Origin of the sequence: Bifidobacterium sp. M0404 (genome assembly GCF_016101415.1) — a bacterium.
In the GTDB taxonomy this organism is placed as follows: domain Bacteria; phylum Actinomycetota; class Actinomycetes; order Actinomycetales; family Bifidobacteriaceae; genus Bombiscardovia; species Bombiscardovia polysaccharolytica.
In genome coordinates, this window is record NZ_JACFQP010000001.1 from 891,767 (window position 1) to 908,243 (window position 16,477).

General features: G+C 62.0%; 13 protein-coding genes. 3 read left to right on the forward strand and 10 right to left on the reverse strand.

Annotation, left to right across the window (positions count from 1 at the left end):
• Positions 1-74: 74 nt before the first annotated feature.
• A complete protein-coding gene (locus H3T93_RS03675) occupies positions 75-1,640 on the reverse strand; it encodes an oligopeptide:H+ symporter (protein ID WP_110425053.1) in 1,566 nt (521 codons plus the stop codon).
• Positions 1,641-2,109: 469 nt separating this feature from the next.
• Here H3T93_RS03675 and H3T93_RS03680 point away from each other — a divergent pair, with 469 nt between their 5' ends.
• The gene (locus tag H3T93_RS03680) at positions 2,110-4,416 is read left to right on the forward strand and encodes a beta-L-arabinofuranosidase domain-containing protein (RefSeq protein WP_144176818.1); all 2,307 of its coding nucleotides are present in this window, start codon (positions 2,110-2,112) and stop codon (positions 4,414-4,416) included.
• A gap of 21 nt (positions 4,417-4,437) precedes the next feature.
• On the opposite strand, the gene H3T93_RS03685 is transcribed toward H3T93_RS03680, so the two are convergent.
• Complete coding sequence (locus H3T93_RS03685; RefSeq protein ID WP_144176817.1) at positions 4,438-4,632, reverse strand: hypothetical protein; 195 nt, start codon at positions 4,630-4,632, stop codon at positions 4,438-4,440.
• Here H3T93_RS03685 and H3T93_RS03690 point away from each other — a divergent pair.
• Both H3T93_RS03690 and dtd read left to right on the forward strand, forming a co-directional pair.
• A complete protein-coding gene (locus tag H3T93_RS03690) occupies positions 4,579-5,340 on the forward strand; it encodes a helix-turn-helix domain-containing protein (RefSeq protein WP_232348666.1) in 762 nt (253 codons plus the stop codon). The genes H3T93_RS03685 and H3T93_RS03690 overlap by 54 nt on opposite strands.
• Before the next feature lie 18 nt (positions 5,341-5,358).
• Positions 5,359-5,859, forward strand: coding sequence for a D-aminoacyl-tRNA deacylase (dtd, locus tag H3T93_RS03695; RefSeq protein WP_144176815.1), 501 nt, complete (start codon positions 5,359-5,361; stop codon positions 5,857-5,859).
• Here the strand turns inward: dtd and H3T93_RS09260 are convergent.
• The 8 genes from H3T93_RS09260 to H3T93_RS03735 all read right to left on the reverse strand — a co-directional run bounded on the left by H3T93_RS09260 (position 5,852) and on the right by H3T93_RS03735 (position 16,458).
• Positions 5,852-7,129 (reverse strand): cell division protein FtsQ/DivIB, encoded by a 1,278-nt coding sequence (locus H3T93_RS09260; protein ID WP_233439309.1) that lies wholly within the window; start codon positions 7,127-7,129, stop codon positions 5,852-5,854. The two genes, dtd and H3T93_RS09260, sit on opposite strands and share 8 nt — an antisense overlap.
• On the reverse strand, positions 7,126-8,703 hold the full coding sequence (murC, locus tag H3T93_RS03705) for a UDP-N-acetylmuramate--L-alanine ligase (protein ID WP_411674994.1): 1,578 nt from the start codon (positions 8,701-8,703) through the stop codon (positions 7,126-7,128). The genes H3T93_RS09260 and murC overlap by 4 nt, the downstream gene beginning before the upstream one ends.
• A gap of 130 nt (positions 8,704-8,833) precedes the next feature.
• Positions 8,834-10,066, reverse strand: coding sequence for a UDP-N-acetylglucosamine--N-acetylmuramyl-(pentapeptide) pyrophosphoryl-undecaprenol N-acetylglucosamine transferase (locus H3T93_RS03710; protein ID WP_186363914.1), 1,233 nt, complete (start codon positions 10,064-10,066; stop codon positions 8,834-8,836).
• A 70-nt stretch (positions 10,067-10,136) separates the two neighbouring features.
• Complete coding sequence (locus tag H3T93_RS03715) at positions 10,137-11,360, reverse strand: peptidoglycan glycosyltransferase FtsW (RefSeq protein ID WP_144176811.1); 1,224 nt, start codon at positions 11,358-11,360, stop codon at positions 10,137-10,139.
• Positions 11,344-12,783, reverse strand: a complete 1,440-nt coding sequence (gene murD / locus H3T93_RS03720) for a UDP-N-acetylmuramoyl-L-alanine--D-glutamate ligase (RefSeq protein ID WP_144176810.1) — start codon at positions 12,781-12,783, stop codon at positions 11,344-11,346. Before murD ends, H3T93_RS03715 begins: the two co-directional genes overlap by 17 nt.
• Before the next feature lie 79 nt (positions 12,784-12,862).
• Complete coding sequence (mraY, locus tag H3T93_RS03725) at positions 12,863-13,966, reverse strand: phospho-N-acetylmuramoyl-pentapeptide-transferase (protein ID WP_144176809.1); 1,104 nt, start codon at positions 13,964-13,966, stop codon at positions 12,863-12,865.
• A 74-nt stretch (positions 13,967-14,040) separates the two neighbouring features.
• Positions 14,041-15,567 carry a UDP-N-acetylmuramoyl-tripeptide--D-alanyl-D-alanine ligase gene (locus tag H3T93_RS03730; RefSeq protein WP_144176808.1) on the reverse strand — a complete coding sequence of 509 codons (1,527 nt, stop codon included), beginning with the start codon at positions 15,565-15,567 and terminating at the stop codon, positions 14,041-14,043.
• A gap of 9 nt (positions 15,568-15,576) precedes the next feature.
• Complete coding sequence (locus H3T93_RS03735) at positions 15,577-16,458, reverse strand: hypothetical protein (protein ID WP_046322684.1); 882 nt, start codon at positions 16,456-16,458, stop codon at positions 15,577-15,579.
• Between the last annotated feature and the right edge of the window lie 19 nt (positions 16,459-16,477).

Here is a 16,477-nt window from a genome sequence, read left to right on the forward strand (position 1 = left end):
GTCATTCATACACACAACAGTCATGTATCACGGTTCCCTGCAGAAGACCGATCCTCCGGCAGGGAACCAGTTGCTCAATCCGACATGACCGTCGCGTCGATCTTGCCTCGGAAGAGCATGACCGCCACAGCCACGACGATTTCAATGATGCCGATGATCAGCATCAACGGCAGCTGCTGGTCCAGGGTGGTCAGTTTGCCATAAACCAGCAGCATGATAGCTGTGCCGATGGCCGCCGACAGGGTGAAAGCGGTCTGCATCTGTGTCTCATAAGACTTGGGCGCTATGGCCGCCACAGTCGAGTTAGCTGCAACGCCGTAGGGGAAGCCACCGAAGTTGGAGACCACATAGTAGACCAGCAACCAGAGCACGGAATATCTAGCCGTATGAGGATTGAGCACCACAGTGGGAACGATCAGCAGCAAATTAGAGATGCCGAAGAAAGCGAATCCGAACCAGAGGCGGTTGGTGGACTTCCAACGCTTGCCCGTGTCGGTCAGCCAGAACCAGCTGAAGAAGATGCCGGCCAGCATGGCGATGATGCCCACGAGAGTGTTGAAGGAACCCGGCGCGATTTCAATACTGCCGAACTTTCTGTTGATCCGCTGGTCCAGGAACATGAGCAGGGTGGTGCCCTGAATGGCGTAATCCACCCCTGCAACAATCTGCATGATCACGATGGGCACGAAGGCCTTGAGCCGGCGACGCTCCACACCGACGATCCTCTTGGAACGCCAGATGACCAAGAAGAAGGCGATGGCCACCACAAAGGTGCAGGAGCTGACCGTATTGGCCAGCGCATTGACGCTGATCTTGTGGGTGACAAGAAGGATGGCGATGAACAGGCCAATCACCACCAGCACGCCCAAGGCGCCCCATCCGTAGCGTTTACGCTCCTGGCTGTTGAGCGGGCGTGAGGGCTTGGAGCCCAGCGAACCGAAGAAACGATTGCCCGGCACGCCGATGATGGCGGCGTAAATCAGCGCGGCGACCGCTCCGATGGCGAATCCGTAATGATAGTTGAGCAGACCGAGCTGAGCAGAGATGATTGGGGTGATGAACCCGGCGATGTTGTTGGCAATGGCGTGAATGGCGAAAGCGCCGTCACGACGGTTGTCCTTGCGGTGGAAGAGCATGCCGGTCAGCGAGGCGTTCGAAGCCCCCATGATGGGTAGGTTCATGAGGATCATGCCCACTATGGCCATGACTCGACCTTGACTGACGGAGAAGGCCGGAATGGCCAAGAGCCCGCAGGACAGCCCCTTGACGATGTTGCCGATGACCAGGGCCTTGCGCGCACCGAACACCCTATCCGCCAGCCAGCTGCCCACGATGCCGAACATGGAATTGATGGCCGCAACGATGGCTATAAGCTGTGCTGCCTCCCCCTGGCTGAATCCCAGACCCTGGGTCCAAGGCTTATAAAGGTAGTAGATCGTCACGGCCCCATAAGAGGCCCAACAGATCGAATTGAAGAAATTGCCGGCTGCCAGGGCACCGATGCCCTTGGGGTAGCCGAAGAAGGAGCGGTCCGCCCTCAGCTGGTTCAGCTCCTCCTCCTGTCGTCGGTCAACCTTGAGGCCGGATTCATCGACCACAATGTCCGGTTGTTCGCCGCCGTTTTCCGTTGGTGCTGCCATACGTTTCTCCTCGCTTCTCACTGGTGCCTACCCTCGTTGTACGGACACCCTTTTGCTCTGCGTGGAACCACAGGCTGTTCCACTTCGACGGTAAATCCTCAGCCCGTCGAACGTAGGTGCAAAGAGAACGGAAAAAGGTGGATATTTCTCGGTAATGCTATGTGGCCACTACTCGACAAGGCTTCCCAGTCAGGTAGTTCCTTGCTCAGAAAGCTTGCCATTGCAAGGATTAGGAAGAAATAGAAGCCAGCCAGAACAACTCCAAGCCAAAGGCACAAGATTGTCCACCCATTCGACGATTTCCCCCACCTTCCTGATCGGGCTTCCGTCCATAGACTGATGAGGTAAGGCGCACGAAGGCGTCGGGGCAGAGCGGCGCCGACGGATCGGAGACGACCCGACGGAAACCATGACCGGCCAGAATCCGCCTGTCAGCGGAGGAAGTAGGTAATTCATCATGACATCATCCATGCACACTGATCAGGACTGCGTCGACGAGGCGGCCCGTCAGATCTACATCGGCAACACGGGCACCGTGGACTTCGACCTGAAGCTGCCGACCGAGGGGGCAGAGGGAACCACAATCGAATGGGCCAGCAGCGACGATCGATGGGTCAGTCCCACAGGCAAGGTCAATCAGCCTGAATACGGTCGGGGCGACCGGAACGTGACCCTGACCGCGACCGTCACCAAGGGCGGTGCCAAGGCGCAGCGCAACTTCGATGTGACCGTGCTGCAGATGCCCAACAAGATCGAAGTGCGCAAGGTCTATCCCATCGAGATCAAGGCGCGCAAGGGCGCCACCTACTATCTGCCCATGTTCACGGCCGTGCTGACCAAGGACGGCCAGAAAGTCTCCCAGCGGGTCAACTGGGACGAAGGTGTTGAGCATCGGGACGAACAGACCGGCGAGCACGACTTCCAGGGGTCCATCGACGGCAGCGACATCCGTGTGCAATGCAAGGTTCAGGTGATTGACGAAGATCCCGAACAGCCAGTGGATTCCAGCCCCAAGGTCCGCCGCGTGCCCATCTCTCGGGTGCGGCTGACCGGTGATGGCATGCTGGCAGGCAACCAGCGCCGACGGATAGCCTTCCTGAAGACCCTGGACGACGATCAGCTCCTGGTGGAGTTCCGCCGGGCCGCCCACCTGGACACCAAGGGCGCCAAGCCCATGATCGGCTGGGACGCTCCGGATTCCAACCTGCGCGGCCACACCACCGGGCATGTCCTGTCTGCATATGCCCTGGGGTATGCCGCCACCGGCGACGAGAACATTCGGACAAAGCTGACCTATCTGGTCGACGGGCTGGCTGAGGTCCAGGCCGCCTTTGCAAAGAGCGGGAACACCAAACCGGGCTTCCTGTCGGCCTACGACGAGAGCCAGTTCGACAAGCTGGAGCAATACGCGCCCTACCCCACCATCTGGGCGCCTTACTACACCTTGCACAAGATTCTGGCCGGGCTGATCGACGCCTACCACTTCGCGGGCAATGAAACGGCTCTGCGTGTGGCCTCGGACCTGGGTGACTGGGTTTATGACCGTGTCCACCGGCTCCCCCATGAGCAGCTGCAGAACATGTGGAGCATGTACATCGCCGGCGAGTTCGGCGGCATGAACGAGTCCCTGGCCCATCTGTACGCCATCACCGGACGTAAGGAGCACCTGGATGCCGCTCGCCTCTTCGACAACGACCGTCTCATGGTTCCCATGCGCCAGAAGGTGGATGCCCTGGGCGGACTGCATGGCAACCAGCACATCCCCCAGGTCATCGGTTCGGTGGAACTCTTCCGCCAGACCGGTCTGCCCTACTACCTGCAGCAGGCGGAATTCTTCCTCAAGTCGGTCATGGGCCATCACATCTACGCCATGGGCGGCACCGGGCAGGGCGAGATGTTCCAGCAGCCCGACGTGATTGGCGCCCTGCTCAAGGACAACACCGCCGAGTCCTGCGCCTCCTACAACCTGCTCAAGCTGTCGGCGCTCCTGTTCTCCTTCGACCCGGATCAGGAGTATGCAGACTACACCGAGCTGACCATGCTCAACCACATCGCCGCCAGCACCGACCATGTGCCCCAGGGCGGCAGTCTCTACTTCTTCCCCACACAGCCGGGCGGCCGCAAGGAGTTTGATGAGGAGAACAGCTGCTGCCACGGCACCGGCCTGGAATCGCACTTCTACTATGCGGACGGAGCCTTCTACACGGACGAGACGACCTTGTGGATTGAGCAGTATCTGCCCTGCAGCCTGAACGACATCGATCAGAAGATGGCCCTGAGCGTGGGCGTGGACGACCGCCACCCCGAGAAGGTGACCATCACCATAGAGGCCCTGGACAGACCCCGCCTGGCGCTGCGCATCCCCGCCTGGACCCGCGGCAGGGTCCACATCGACATCGACGGAACCCCGGTGTCCCAGGCTCTCATGGGCACTGACCCGGCTGTGGCGGTCCTTGATGTGAGCGCCTGCGGTCTGAATTCCTGGTCAGGAACCACCATTACGCTGACATTCGAACCGACCATCCGGCTGATTGGCACCCCTGACAGGCCTTCCCTGGCCGCCGTGGCCTGGGGACCCTACGTACTTGCCGCCTTGAGCCCCAGCACTGATATGCAGAGCCTTGACATCGACCGGAAGGATCCTGGGTCCGCCTTCGAGCGCCAGGGCGAGAAGCTGGTCTTCCGTCACCGGGACAGCGGCCTGGAATTCGTCCCCCTCTGGACCATTGACGAAAACCAGCCATATCATGCCTACGTCGAAGTGGCCAGCCACTGACCGCGTCCCAAGGCCAAGGTTTCAGCTACAGGGAGGACGGTCAGCACGGATCAGGCAATCATCACCAGTTTCCCCAACGATGCGGCGGTCTTCAAATCCGCAGGGCGCTTCATCGGCACTCCCGGATGGATCCACGAGCGCCGCACCGTCGACAGCTTTGAGCTGATCCTGGTTGAAGAGGGCCTCCTCCCGCTGACGGTAGCCGGACGGCATCATGATCTGAAGGCAGGCGGCCTGTTGCTGATTCCGCCCGGCACCCCTCATGAGGGCAGTCGACGGCTGGGACAGGAGCCTCTGACCTTCTACTGGGCCCACTTCACCTTGCCTGACTGGCAAAGGGTTCAAGGTCTGTCTGACGAACAGAGGGATGGAAATGACCAGGGCGCGGCACGCGTGGTGCTGCCCCTGGATTTTCGTCTGGCAGACAACAATCGGTTGACCGTCATGTTCAACCAGCTGCTGGACATCTACCAGCGCACCTACCCGGATCCCAGCCCCTACTGCAGCTATTTCATGACCTGCTTGCTCATGGAGATCGCCATGGGAAGGCCCGCGCCCAAGGACCGTCAAGAAGCTGACGACGAGGACAGCACCCTCCAGAAGGTCCAAGATTGGATCCGTATCAACGCCTGCGACCGGATCAGTGTTGCCAGCGTAGCAGAAAACTTCAACTATTCGCCCTCGTACCTGTCGACCATCTATAAGCGGCGGTTCGGCATCGGTATCACCGGACAGATCAGGCGGATCCGCATCGAACGAGCTCAGGAGCTGCTCCTGTCGACCTCCATGGGTGTCAGCCAGATAGCCGAGGCCTGCGGGTATGACGACCCTAAGTATTTCATGCGCGTCTTCAAACGGTTCTCCGGTCTGACCCCAACCAGATACCGATCCAGCTTTTCCCAGCGACACTACAACAATGCCTGAAGTCCTTAGACTGAAACCATGAGAATCGTCATACAGCGGGTCAGCCGTGCCCGGGTCGATGTGGTCGATGAGCAGGGGCGGCCGGATCCCGATTTTAAACCCCAGAGCATCGGCATGGGGCTCATGCTCCTGGTAGCCGTCCAGGATGGCGACGGGGCAGACCAGGTGGACTATGCCGTCCGCAAGCTGACCCGGATGCGCATCTTCGCCGACGAGGAGGGCCGGATGAACCGGTCAATCCTTGATTGCGGCGGCTCCATCCTTTCCGTCTCCCAGTTCACTCTTTACGCGGATCTTCGTCGCGGCAACCGTCCCAGCTTCATGGCTGCGGGAGAACCCCAACACGCCCAAAGCGTCTGGAAGGATCTGAACCGAGCTTTGGAGGCAACCGGTGTGCCGGTTGCCGCCGGACGCTTCGGCGCCCACATGCGAGTGGATCTGGTCAACGACGGACCGGTGACCATCCTGCTGGACACCGACAGATTGATGAAGCCGGCAGCTCCTTCAGCGACTACTTGACAATGGGCCTAAGGGGCGCCGACACATCCAGTTGATGCTTATCGCCAATCTTGGACGGATCGTTGATGATCTTGTCGACCACGGCCTGCTTGAGCTTCAGATCAGAGCCGTCACCCCAGATGATGACATGTTTGCCCTGGTCCAGCTCAGTGGTGATGGAGTCTTGGGTTTTCGCAGTCACCTTGGTCACCGAATGGCGCATGGCCTCCGGCATGGTTGACAGAATCCGAAGAGTCTGCCTGACCGCCTGATCCTGCTGGGCACGCTTGACGGTGGCAACCTGGATGACCGGCACCCCCTCCACTGGCTTGGACACAGTATTGAGCACCCTGCCCTGCCTGTCTACAGCCGTCAGTTTCCGCTGCGCATCCTTGAAGACCGCAGTAGGCTCCTGGGCATCGAAGGTCACCTCCAGACCGTGCGGAAAACTCTTACGGACCTTGGCATCGGTCACCCCGGCCATGCCGCTGATCTCCTGCTCGACGCCATTGGTGGAAATCAGCAGCAGAGAGCGATCACCCTGATTGGCCACGATTGAGACCACTCGATCGTTGGACACCCAGGCATTGCCGCCACTGACGTTGATCTTGTCGGTTTGCAGGCGAAAGACCGGCGAGAGAAAGAGCAACCATGCCAGTCCTGCTATCAGAGCCATGACCACGACGACGACACCCGTCCGGATCAGGACCAGCCTGCGGCTGACCTTCTTCTTCTCGCGCACCCGAGCCTGAAAATCCAGCACCTTGGGCCGAACAAAAATCCCCAGCCCCTGATCTTCCTGATCAGTGCCTATTCTGCCTGAGACGGGTCGGTCCGGCGGTATGGCCCGGGCATCGACGAATCCTCCGGCCGAACTTGTCAAGCGTGAGGTCGCGGACTTGGATGCCGCAGACTTGGAGACTGATACGCTATTGCCCTTTATCAGAGAACGGGAGGATGATGAGGCGGATCTGGCGCTACGAGTACGTGAACCGCTTGTATTCTTGGAACGACTCGGACGACCCCTGAAACGCTTCGAACCTTTGAAACGCTTGGACCGCTTAAGGCGCCTGCCCTCACCACCTGTTTTTTCCACCTTGGACTGGCTGGCCTGTGCCGAAGCATCGGAGGCGGCCGACTTGCCCGATCTGGCGGTTCTACCGGTCCGCTGCTCCTCTTCCGAAGGCCTGGTGCGCCCAGACCGGGCAGTCCGTGCGGCCTTTGCGGCCCGGACTGCCCTGGTTCTGGACGAGGCTCCACTGGAGGCCCTGCGATTCTTGCCGTTCTTCACTGCTCATTCCGTTCAGCCAGCTTGTCGAGAATGATCGGCCCCATGGCAGTGATATCGCCGGCGCCCACGGTCAGGATCACATCCCCAGGCTCCGCTCGTTCGGCCAGATCCAGAGCGGCCTGACGCATGTCCGAGCAGGTCCGGAAGACGGTCTCAGTCGACTTATGTCCTGAGTTCTGGGGCTTGTGGTCCGATGCCTTGCGGGCGGCGGCAGGGATGGTGCCTGCATCCACGCCCGGAAAATCGCTGGCCAGCTCACGGGCGGGGAAGATGTCAGTTACCGTCACATCGTCCGCCAGGGACAGAGCGGCAGCGAACCGGTCGGAGAAGATGGCGGTGCGCGAATACAGGTGAGGCTGGAAGAGCACCCTGATAGTCCGGCCCGGATAGCGTCGCCTGGCGGCGGTAAGCAGGGCGGCGATCTCCGTGGGATGATGGGCGTAATCGTCCACTACGGTGACCCCATGTTGGCATCCGCGGACCTCGAAGCGTCGAGAGGCACCACGGAAGTCGGCGGCGGAAGCGGCGGCCGTATCAGGATCCATCCCCAGCAGGACGGCGGCGATGACGGCTGCTGCTGCATTGCGGGCGTTGTGGATGCCGGGAATCGCCAAATCCACCTGCAGATCGAGCGGCTTGCTGGCATCCAACCCTGCCGCCTGGAGCACCTGCACGGGGAGAGCCAGACGGCAATGTTCACGGCCGCTGCCGCTGCTCTCGGACTCGGACCCGATGCGGACCAAGCCCAGAACCCCAGGCATGGAGTCAATGCTCAGCTGGGGATCTGATGCATAGACGATGATCTTGGCGCGGCAGTCCCCTTGCAGCCGCCGCAACACCTCCAGGGCCCCCTGGTCGTCCCCGCAAACCACCAGGAAACGTCGGGCATGCCGGGCATGTTCCACAAAAGCCTGGTGGAAGGCATCAGCCGTGCCGTAGTGGTCCAGATGGTCGGGCTCGACGTTGGTGATGATGGCGATGTCGGGAGTGTACTTGCCAAAGCTGCCGTCGGACTCGTCCGCTTCGGCCACTAGAACCCGTCCGACTCCCACGTGCCCGCCGTCCATGGGCCCCTGGCTGCTCTGGAGGCTGCCCCCGATGGCGTAGCTGGGATCAGCCAGATCCCCTCGGCCGCCCTTGGTCAGCAGGTGGGCCAAGAGCGCGCTGGTGGTGGTCTTGCCGTGGGCTCCGGCCACGGTGACCGAAATCCTAGAGGCCATAAGCAGGGCCAGAATGTCGCTGCGATGAACCAGCCGGGCGCCCGCATCACGAGCTGCCAGAATCTCGGGATTGTCAGGTTTGATGGCACTGGACCAGACCACCGTGCGGGCCCCGGCCACATTGCTGGCTTGTTGACCGATGGCGACCCGGATTCCTAGCTGACGCAGGCGTCGGGTCTTGTCCCCCTCGGCGCGGTCGGATCCGGAGACCTGCACCCCCTCCTGGTGGAGCATCTCGGCCAGCACGCTCATCCCGGCCCCGCCGATGCCGATGAAGTGTGTGGGCCCCAGATCCTTTGAGTCGCACACTCCGGCCTGGGCCAGAGCGGGCAGGCAGGGATCCAGGACCGGCAGGGACCTGTCACCGCCGTCCTGCCGACCGGGCACTGTATTCAATTCATGCTTGGGCACAGTAGTTGCATCTCCTCCAACAGTTCAGGACCATTCAGGACGGCCGCGCGTCTTCTGCCTCCATTATGCCCGATTAGTCCCTCCCAGAGTCCTTGCGGGCAAGGTGTTGGTCGGCCATGGTCAGGATCTGCTCGGCCATCACCTGAGCGGCATCGCGAATCCCGTACCCCCAGGCCCGGCGGCGCATGTCAGCCAGCCTATCCCCATTGGCCATAAGAGCAGGTACGTGGCTGGCTATCCATTTAGCGTCCAGGGCCGCATCATCGACCATGAGCCCTCCCCCGGCATCAACGACCGGCTGGGCATTGAACCGCTGCTCACCATTGCCGATGGGCAGGGGCACGTAGACGGCCGGCACGCCCAGGGCGGCCAGCTCGCTGACAGAGCCTGCACCAGCCCTGCAGACCACCAGATCAGCACAGGCGAAGGCCAAATCGATCCGCTCCAGGTATTCAGCCATGTGGTAGTCCCCCTGGCCCCGGTGAGCCTTGTCCAGATCGTTGATAGCCGCATCGCCCAGGTCAGCCGTCACTTGCTCCCTGACCCGGTCGGCCTTGCCACGGCCCGTCAGATGGATGACCTGTGTTCGATCCAGCAGCTGCCGGGCTGCGCCAGCCACCGCCTTGTTCAGGCTGAGCGCTCCCAAGGATCCTCCAGTCACCAGCAGGATGGGCCTATCGGGATCCAACCCCAGAGAATGCGCAGACTCCCGGCGGGCTCCTGCATGGTCAGCCTCCATCTGCTTGGCCAGTCGGGCGATGGTCGGCCGCAAAGGCAGACCCACGCGGCGCACTGGTACTCCGGACCTGGCCCGTATGCCTGTATTCTCATAGGCCGTACCTACGAAATCGGCCCAGCGGGCACCCAGCTTGTTGGCCATGCCCGCCCGGGCATTCTGTTCGTGGACGACGATGGGCAGACCCAGGTTCCGTGCGGCCCTGTATGCCGGCGCCGAGGCATAACCGCCAAAGCCGACCACCAGGTCGGCTGACCGATCCTGCAAATACCCTCGGACTCGCTGCACCTCACGCCGCCAACGCCGGGGGAAGTCCAGTGCGGCCTTGCCAGGACGACGAGGGAAGGGCACCTTCTCAATCAGGTCAAGGGGAAGTCCGGCGGCCGGCACCAGGTCGTGCTCCAGCCCGACAGCAGTGCCAATTACGCTGACAAAAGCGTGCGGGCAGCGCTCCCTAATGGCCTCAGCCACACTGAGCAGGGGGTTGACATGCCCTGCCGTCCCTCCCCCGGCCAGCACCAGATGGGGACCAGCACCTTTCCCGGAATGCTCCTGGGCATCCCCAGGCATCCCTTTCTCGGCCCTCGTCGCTGTCGTCATCCGCGAATCCGCTTCCTTTCCACCATGTCCATTCCGCATCTCAGGACCCGTCTGTGGCCGCCATCACGTCTGGTTGGGTCCGAATCATCTTCAGAGCCACCCCGGCCGAAGCCAGGCAGGAGATCAGGGCGGTCCCTCCAGCCGACACGAAGGGTAGGGGCAGCCCAATGACCGGCAGCAGACCCAGAACCACACAGATGTTGATCAGGGCTTGGCCCACCAGCCACACATCCAGGCAAATCAGCACCATGCCCGCATACCGGTTCCTGGTAGTCAAGGCGATTCTCAGCATGCACCAGCCCATGACCACGAAGACCAGAATAAGCATAGCCGCCCCGACAAAACCCAGCTCCTCGCCGATGACAGCGAAGATGAAGTCATTGTGCGCCTCGGGCAGATAGTTCCACTTCTCCCTGGAGTTGCCCAGACCGACTCCGGTCAATCCTCCCGAAGCCATGGCGTAGAGCCCATGGATGGACTGGTAGCAGACACCCTGGATGTCATCCGCCGAGCACTTGCCGTAGGCGGCCATGATCCGCTGGGTCCGGTTACTGTTGCCATAGACCGAAAAACCGATGACCGCAGCCATCCCCAGGACCGCCAGGCTGAGCAGCCATCGCAGGGGGAAGCCTGAGACCAGGAAGGCCACGAAGCCAATGATGACGATGATCATGGCGGTCCCCAGATCCTTGCCCAGCATGATGAACATGAAGCTGATCAGAAAGCCGAAAGCCGGCTTGGCATAGGCCTTGGCCAGGCTCTTCAGATCGGATTCCTTGCCGACCTGCCGCTGGGCTTCGATCAATGCCTGGGGCAGCCACAGACACAGGGCCAGCTTGAGTAGCTCGGCCGGCTGCATGGAGATGCCCCCTATCGAGATCCATCCCTCGTTGCCGTTGGCGGAGCGCCCCAGCGGGGTGCGGGTCAACAGCTGGATGCCCTGGCTGGCAATCAGAAACCAGTTGCTCCAATTCCGGTAGTGATCAATGCTGATCCTCACAGCCAGAAGGGCCAGCAAAAGCCCCAACACTGCGTATATGGTCTGGCGGATGACCTGACTCCAGGGTGAGCTGCCCTGGGCCACCAGATCCACAGCCGAAGAGGAGAATACCATCATCAGGCCGAAGACCGTGGTGGCGACGACTGTGGCCAGAAAGCCGTAGTAGCACCAGAGCGGGTTGAGAATGGCCCGCCAACCCCGGTAGTCTCCCTTGCTGCCAGACCCTCGTGAGTGGGCCTTGCTCGGATCAGTGTTGCGTTTCATGCTCGTGGACCCACTGTTTGGCCTGCTGGGCAAACTGGTCGCCCCGGTCAGCATAGGAGGCGAACTGATCCATTGAGGCGCAGGCAGGTGCCAGCAGAACCACCTGGCCGGGCTGTGCATAGGAGCCAGCCGCTCGAACAGCCCGGGCCATGACCTGATCTCCAGCACCAGGATCGATCAGGGTAACCGGCAGATCGGGCGCTTGGGCCTTGATGGCTTGGATCATGGGCTGCTGGTCCTGGCCGATGACCACAGCTGCGGCCAGCTTGGACCTGCGGGACCGGACCAGATCGTCGAAGCGGGCGCCCTTGGCCAGTCCGCCGGCCAGCCAGACCACCTGGCCGTCATGGTAGCTGGCCAGGGAAGCCTCGGCTGCATGGGCGTTGGTGGCCTTGGAATCGTCTACAAAACGGATGGCCTGTGCACCCTGGCCTAGTGTGGCCACGGTGCTGATCCTATGGTCGCCGGGGGTGAAAGCGCGCATGGCCTCGATGGCCGCGTCGACCTTGGCTCCAGCACCCAGTGCCAGAGCCAGGGCACAGAGAGCATCAGCCAGCAGATGTGGGTAGACCGTGCCATCAGGCTCACACAGGTCCGTCAGGTCGGCCACCCGGACCAGTCTGACGCCCTCATTACGGTCCTGACGGGTCAATCCACTGCGGTCCACGACCCAGCCGTCCTCCACGCCCAGCTGCCCAGACTCAGGCCGGCCCAGGGTGAAGCCCACCAGTCGGCAACCTGGGGCTGGCTGCGCCTGTCTGGCCAGGTTGGAGACCCGGGAGTCATCGGCGTTGTAGACCAGGGCCTTGCGCACGCCACGGTAGATGCGTGCCTTGTCGGCCGCGTAGGCCTCGAAGCCCCCGTGCCAATCCAGGTGGTCGTCGGCCAGATTGGTGATGGCCGCGCACTCCAGGGCCGGCGAGAAGGTGAAATGCAGCTGGAAGGAGCTCAGCTCCACGCAGAGCATGTCATTGTCGGGATTCAGGACGGCAGTGGAGACGGCCTTGCCGATATTGCCCACCGCAGGGGCCGTGAACCCGCTGGCCTGCATCATGGCGGAGACCATCCTGGTGGTCGAGGTCTTGCCGTTGGTGCCGGTGATGCCAATCCAGGGTGCCGGCCGGCCTGTCCGGGCCGAGGGCACCCGTAGCAGCCAAGCCATCTCCACCTCGCTGACCACGGGGATGCCCCGACGCTGCGCCTCAAGGATAAATGGGGTGCGCGGATTGAAGACTGGCGAAGCCATGACCAGGTCCACCTGACTCCAGTCCACCTGGTCAAAGTCATGAAGATCGGCCTGCGGGGCGCGCTGGTCCACAGTGGTCACTCCGGCCGCCCGGCCTCGCAAGGCTGCGGCCACGCTCCGTCCGGAAATGCCCAGCCCTGCGACCAGTATGCGCTTCTGGCTCAAGTCCATATCCATGAACACCTCATTCCGCTAGCTCCGGCATCTGCTTGGCATGATACCGGCTGCCGAAGTCCGGTACCGTGAATGGACGCACTCAGATGGGCAGCCCGGAGCGGACCACCCAGTCTGCATAGAAGCAGACCAGGGCCAACAGGACGAAGATCAGGTCCACCATCCAGAACCGGACAACCACCTTGGACTCCTGCCAGCCCATCAGCTCGAAGTGGTGGTGGATGGGTGCCATCTTGAAGACCCGCTTGTGGGTGAGCTTGAAGTAGCCCACCTGGATGACATCGGAGGCGGCCTCTCCCACAAAAAGTCCGCCCAGGATGACCGCCAGCAGCTCGGTATGAGTAGCAATGGACAGAGCGGCGAAGAGCCCGCCCAGAGCCAGGGATCCTGTGTCTCCCATGAAGATGGAGGCCGGATTGGTGTTGTACCAAAGGAAGCCAAAGCAGGCCACAGCCGCGCAGCAGGCGATGATGGCCAGGTCCAGGGGGTCTGAGACCGCGTAGGCATGGCCTGGATGGCCGCCGCCCTTCAAGTGGTAGCTCTCCCAGAAGGCGATGATCGTGTAACCCACGAAGGCGATCATGGAGGAGCCCGACGCCAGCCCGTCCAGGCCGTCAGTCAGGTTGACCGCATTGCTCCAAGCCGTCATCAGCAGATTGACCCAGATGATGAATAGCACCACGGAAAGGACGCTGCCCGCCATTCGGAAGTCAATGATGGGCTGCTCCACGAAGGATATGCCCGCCTGTGCGCTGGGATAGCCATTTTTGGTGGGCAGTTTCAGGGCGAGCACTGCGTATATGGTGGCCAAAATAAACTGGCCGGTGAACTTGGCCCTGACCGACAGGCCCAGGTTCTGCTTCTTGCGCACCTTGGCGAAGTCGTCAATGAAGCCCAGTAAGCCCATGGAGAGCATGGCGAACAGAACCAGCATGGCCGAAGGGGACACGGATTCCCCCCGCGACAGGTAGCGGTAAAGCGCCGAGGCTGCCCAGCCCAGCAGGATGGCCAGGTTGATGACCAGCCCGCCCATGGTCGGCGTACCACGCTTGACCAGGTGGGACTTGGGCCCGTCCTGGCGGATGTACTGGCCGTAGTGCAGCCGATGGACCAGCCGTATCAGCAGGGGGGTCCCCGCCAGCGTCACCACTAGGGCGACCAGGATTCCGATGATGAGGGCAATCACAGTGTGTACTCCAACTCTTGGATTCTGTCCTTGAACATTAGACCCCGCTGCGGGGATGCCAGTAGATTCATAGCTCAGCCCTGCCACCGGTCGGCCAGAGCGGACAGGCCGGACATGTGCGAGCCCTTGAGCAGGACAAGGTTCTTCCGGTCCGAATGCTTGGCGCACAGACGGCGGACCATCTGGTCAGCCTGGTCAGCGTCCTGAGCAAAGAGTACCCGCATGGCCCCCGGCTGATCATCGCTCGGATCAGACGGGCCGCCGGCACCACGGACCAGGGCCTGGACCAGACCGTCCATCTGCTGATTCCGGCAACCCACTGCGACCAATGCATCAATGTCCTGACGACGGCAATAGGCACCGATCTCCTGGTGCAGCTGCTCCCCTCGATCGCCGAGCTCGAGCATGACTCCTAGGACCGCTATCCGATAGACCGGGCCATCGAATCCCCTCCAGGCAGCCAGGGCATCCAGACCTGCCCGCACGGAGTCGGGATTGGCGTTGAAGGAATCATCGATCAGAGTGAAGGAGGCACCCGGCAACTGGACCGAAGACACGGCCATCCGATGCGGGCTGATCCGCTGCTGTCGACCGAGCTCATCGGCGATACGCTCTGCATCCAAACCCAGGGCGTGGGCCACCGTGGCGGCAGCCAGGGCGTTCATGACATTGTGTCGTCCCGGGATGCCCAAACGAAGCCGAACTGGCTGCTGGCCACACAGGCGCAGCTCGAAGGTCGGCCTGTCCAGGCTGTCACTGTCCAAGTAGCGAGCCGAACCATCCAGGTCGCGGTCCTGCCCGCTGTCCTCAGTGGCCAAGCCAAACCGCAGAACAGGCCCAGAGGCCAGATCGGCCATGGCCGCCACCCGGGAATCGTCTGCATTGAGCACGGCGGTCCCACCCGGCACCAAACCTTGCACGATCTCGCTCTTGGCTTGGGCGATGCGCTCCACGGAGCCGAATTCACCCAGGTGGGCCACCCCCACCTTGAGAACCAGGGCCATGTCCGGAGGAACAATCCTGGTAAGGCTTGCTATCTCGCCCACGTGGCTGGCACCCATCTCCGCCACAAGGTAGCGGGTGTCCGGCCCGACCTCCAAGGCAGTCAGAGGAAGACCGATCTCATTGTTGAAAGACCCGACCGGAGCCACCACAGAACCCAACAGGGCCAGCAGGGAAGCCAGCAGATCCTTGGTCGTGGTCTTGCCGACAGAACCGGTGATGCCGATGACCGTGAAGGGGCCTGAGTCCTTGCGCCGACGGTCTATGTTGGCCCGTGCCAGCAGCCCCAGGGCAGCAACCGTATCGTCCACAAGAATCTGCGGCAGGTCAGCGCCCGGAACGAGGTGATCGACCAAGGCCGCGCGGCAGCCCTTGGCCCCCAGGCCGGGAACATAGTCATGCCCGTCCACGTGCTCGCCCTTGATGGCTATGAAGAGCCCATCGGCTTCCACCTGCCGGGAGTCCGTCACCACCCGCATGCGCACAGACCTGCGATCGGGTTCGCGACCAGGACCGGCCTCGACCAGCCGACCGTGCACATATTCGACGACCTCTTCCAGGGTCATGGGCATGGACCCGGCCCCTACAGACTGACTCATCCTCACCTCTCAGGACATTTCACGGGAGACGCGCAGGGCGCTCCTGATGTTGTTGCGTTTGACGCCGGCGGCCATAGTCATGGCGATGCACAGGGACAGGTCGTCACTTTCTGCGTCTGCGGGCAGGGACTGGCGGGCCAGTCCGTCTGATTCCTCGTTGCGCCGGGCCACGATGGTATGCCCGCCCAGGTTGAACCCATATCGGCGGGCCTTGGAAATCAGCCGCAAGTGTCGCATATCGCGGGTGGAGCCCTCCTGGGCGCCCAGGGCCACCACATCCAGGTCCACCGCCTGCAGGGCATCCTTGGCCAGGGTCTGTTCATCCACGGAGATGACTACAGCGGCCGCCCCGTCCTCCAGCGTAATGGACAGACTGCGCTGCACATCGAACATGCTCAGGGGATATTCGAGGTCCAACCGGCGATCCAGCGAATACGAGCCCTTGGCACTGAGAATGCCGACGGGATTGCCCAACACGTGCAGGAAATCGGCCAGAAGATCCACCTGGTCCTGCACCTGGGAACCGACCAAGGCGAAGACAGCCAAGGCTCCCGAAGGATCCCCTGCGGCATTGGCCAGCAACTGGCCCATCTGCCAGGGGTGCATGGTGCCGAAGAGCAGGGGTATGCGGGCTCGTCCCACCTCTTGGCGAGCCGAAGTCGGCAGCAGGGCTGCATAGGCCCCACGGCGCTCGGCCTCCTCGATCATGCCCTGGTCCACCTGCTGGTCTGCAGGCACGTACAGGCTGCCGGGGCGCACTGAGGGCAGGTCGTCCACCAATGAGGTAACCGTGACTGGCTCAGCGAAGTCAGGGACCAGTGTCAACCCGTAGCGCCCTTTGAGCTGCCCCAGGGTCAACCGTCGGGAGATTGATTCACTCAGCGCGCTCATGCTGCAATCTCTCCTTCGT

What these genes read in the sequence shown, in the direction of transcription:
- H3T93_RS03685 (WP_144176817.1), bottom strand. Translation starts at nt 4,632, where the DNA reads ATGATGCCGTCCGGCTACCGTCAGCGGGAGGAGGCCCTCTTCAACCAG.
- H3T93_RS03735 (WP_046322684.1), bottom strand. Translation starts at nt 16,458, where the DNA reads ATGAGCGCGCTGAGTGAATCAATCTCCCGACGGTTGACCCTGGGGCAG.
- H3T93_RS03675 (WP_110425053.1), bottom strand. Translation starts at nt 1,640, where the DNA reads ATGGCAGCACCAACGGAAAACGGCGGCGAACAACCGGACATTGTGGTC.
- dtd (WP_144176815.1), top strand. Translation starts at nt 5,359, where the DNA reads ATGAGAATCGTCATACAGCGGGTCAGCCGTGCCCGGGTCGATGTGGTC.
- murD (WP_144176810.1), bottom strand. Translation starts at nt 12,783, where the DNA reads ATGGATATGGACTTGAGCCAGAAGCGCATACTGGTCGCAGGGCTGGGC.
- H3T93_RS03710 (WP_186363914.1), bottom strand. Translation starts at nt 10,066, where the DNA reads ATGCCTGGGGATGCCCAGGAGCATTCCGGGAAAGGTGCTGGTCCCCAT.
- H3T93_RS03730 (WP_144176808.1), bottom strand. Translation starts at nt 15,567, where the DNA reads ATGAGTCAGTCTGTAGGGGCCGGGTCCATGCCCATGACCCTGGAAGAG.
- H3T93_RS03715 (WP_144176811.1), bottom strand. Translation starts at nt 11,360, where the DNA reads ATGAAACGCAACACTGATCCGAGCAAGGCCCACTCACGAGGGTCTGGC.
- H3T93_RS03680 (WP_144176818.1), top strand. Translation starts at nt 2,110, where the DNA reads ATGCACACTGATCAGGACTGCGTCGACGAGGCGGCCCGTCAGATCTAC.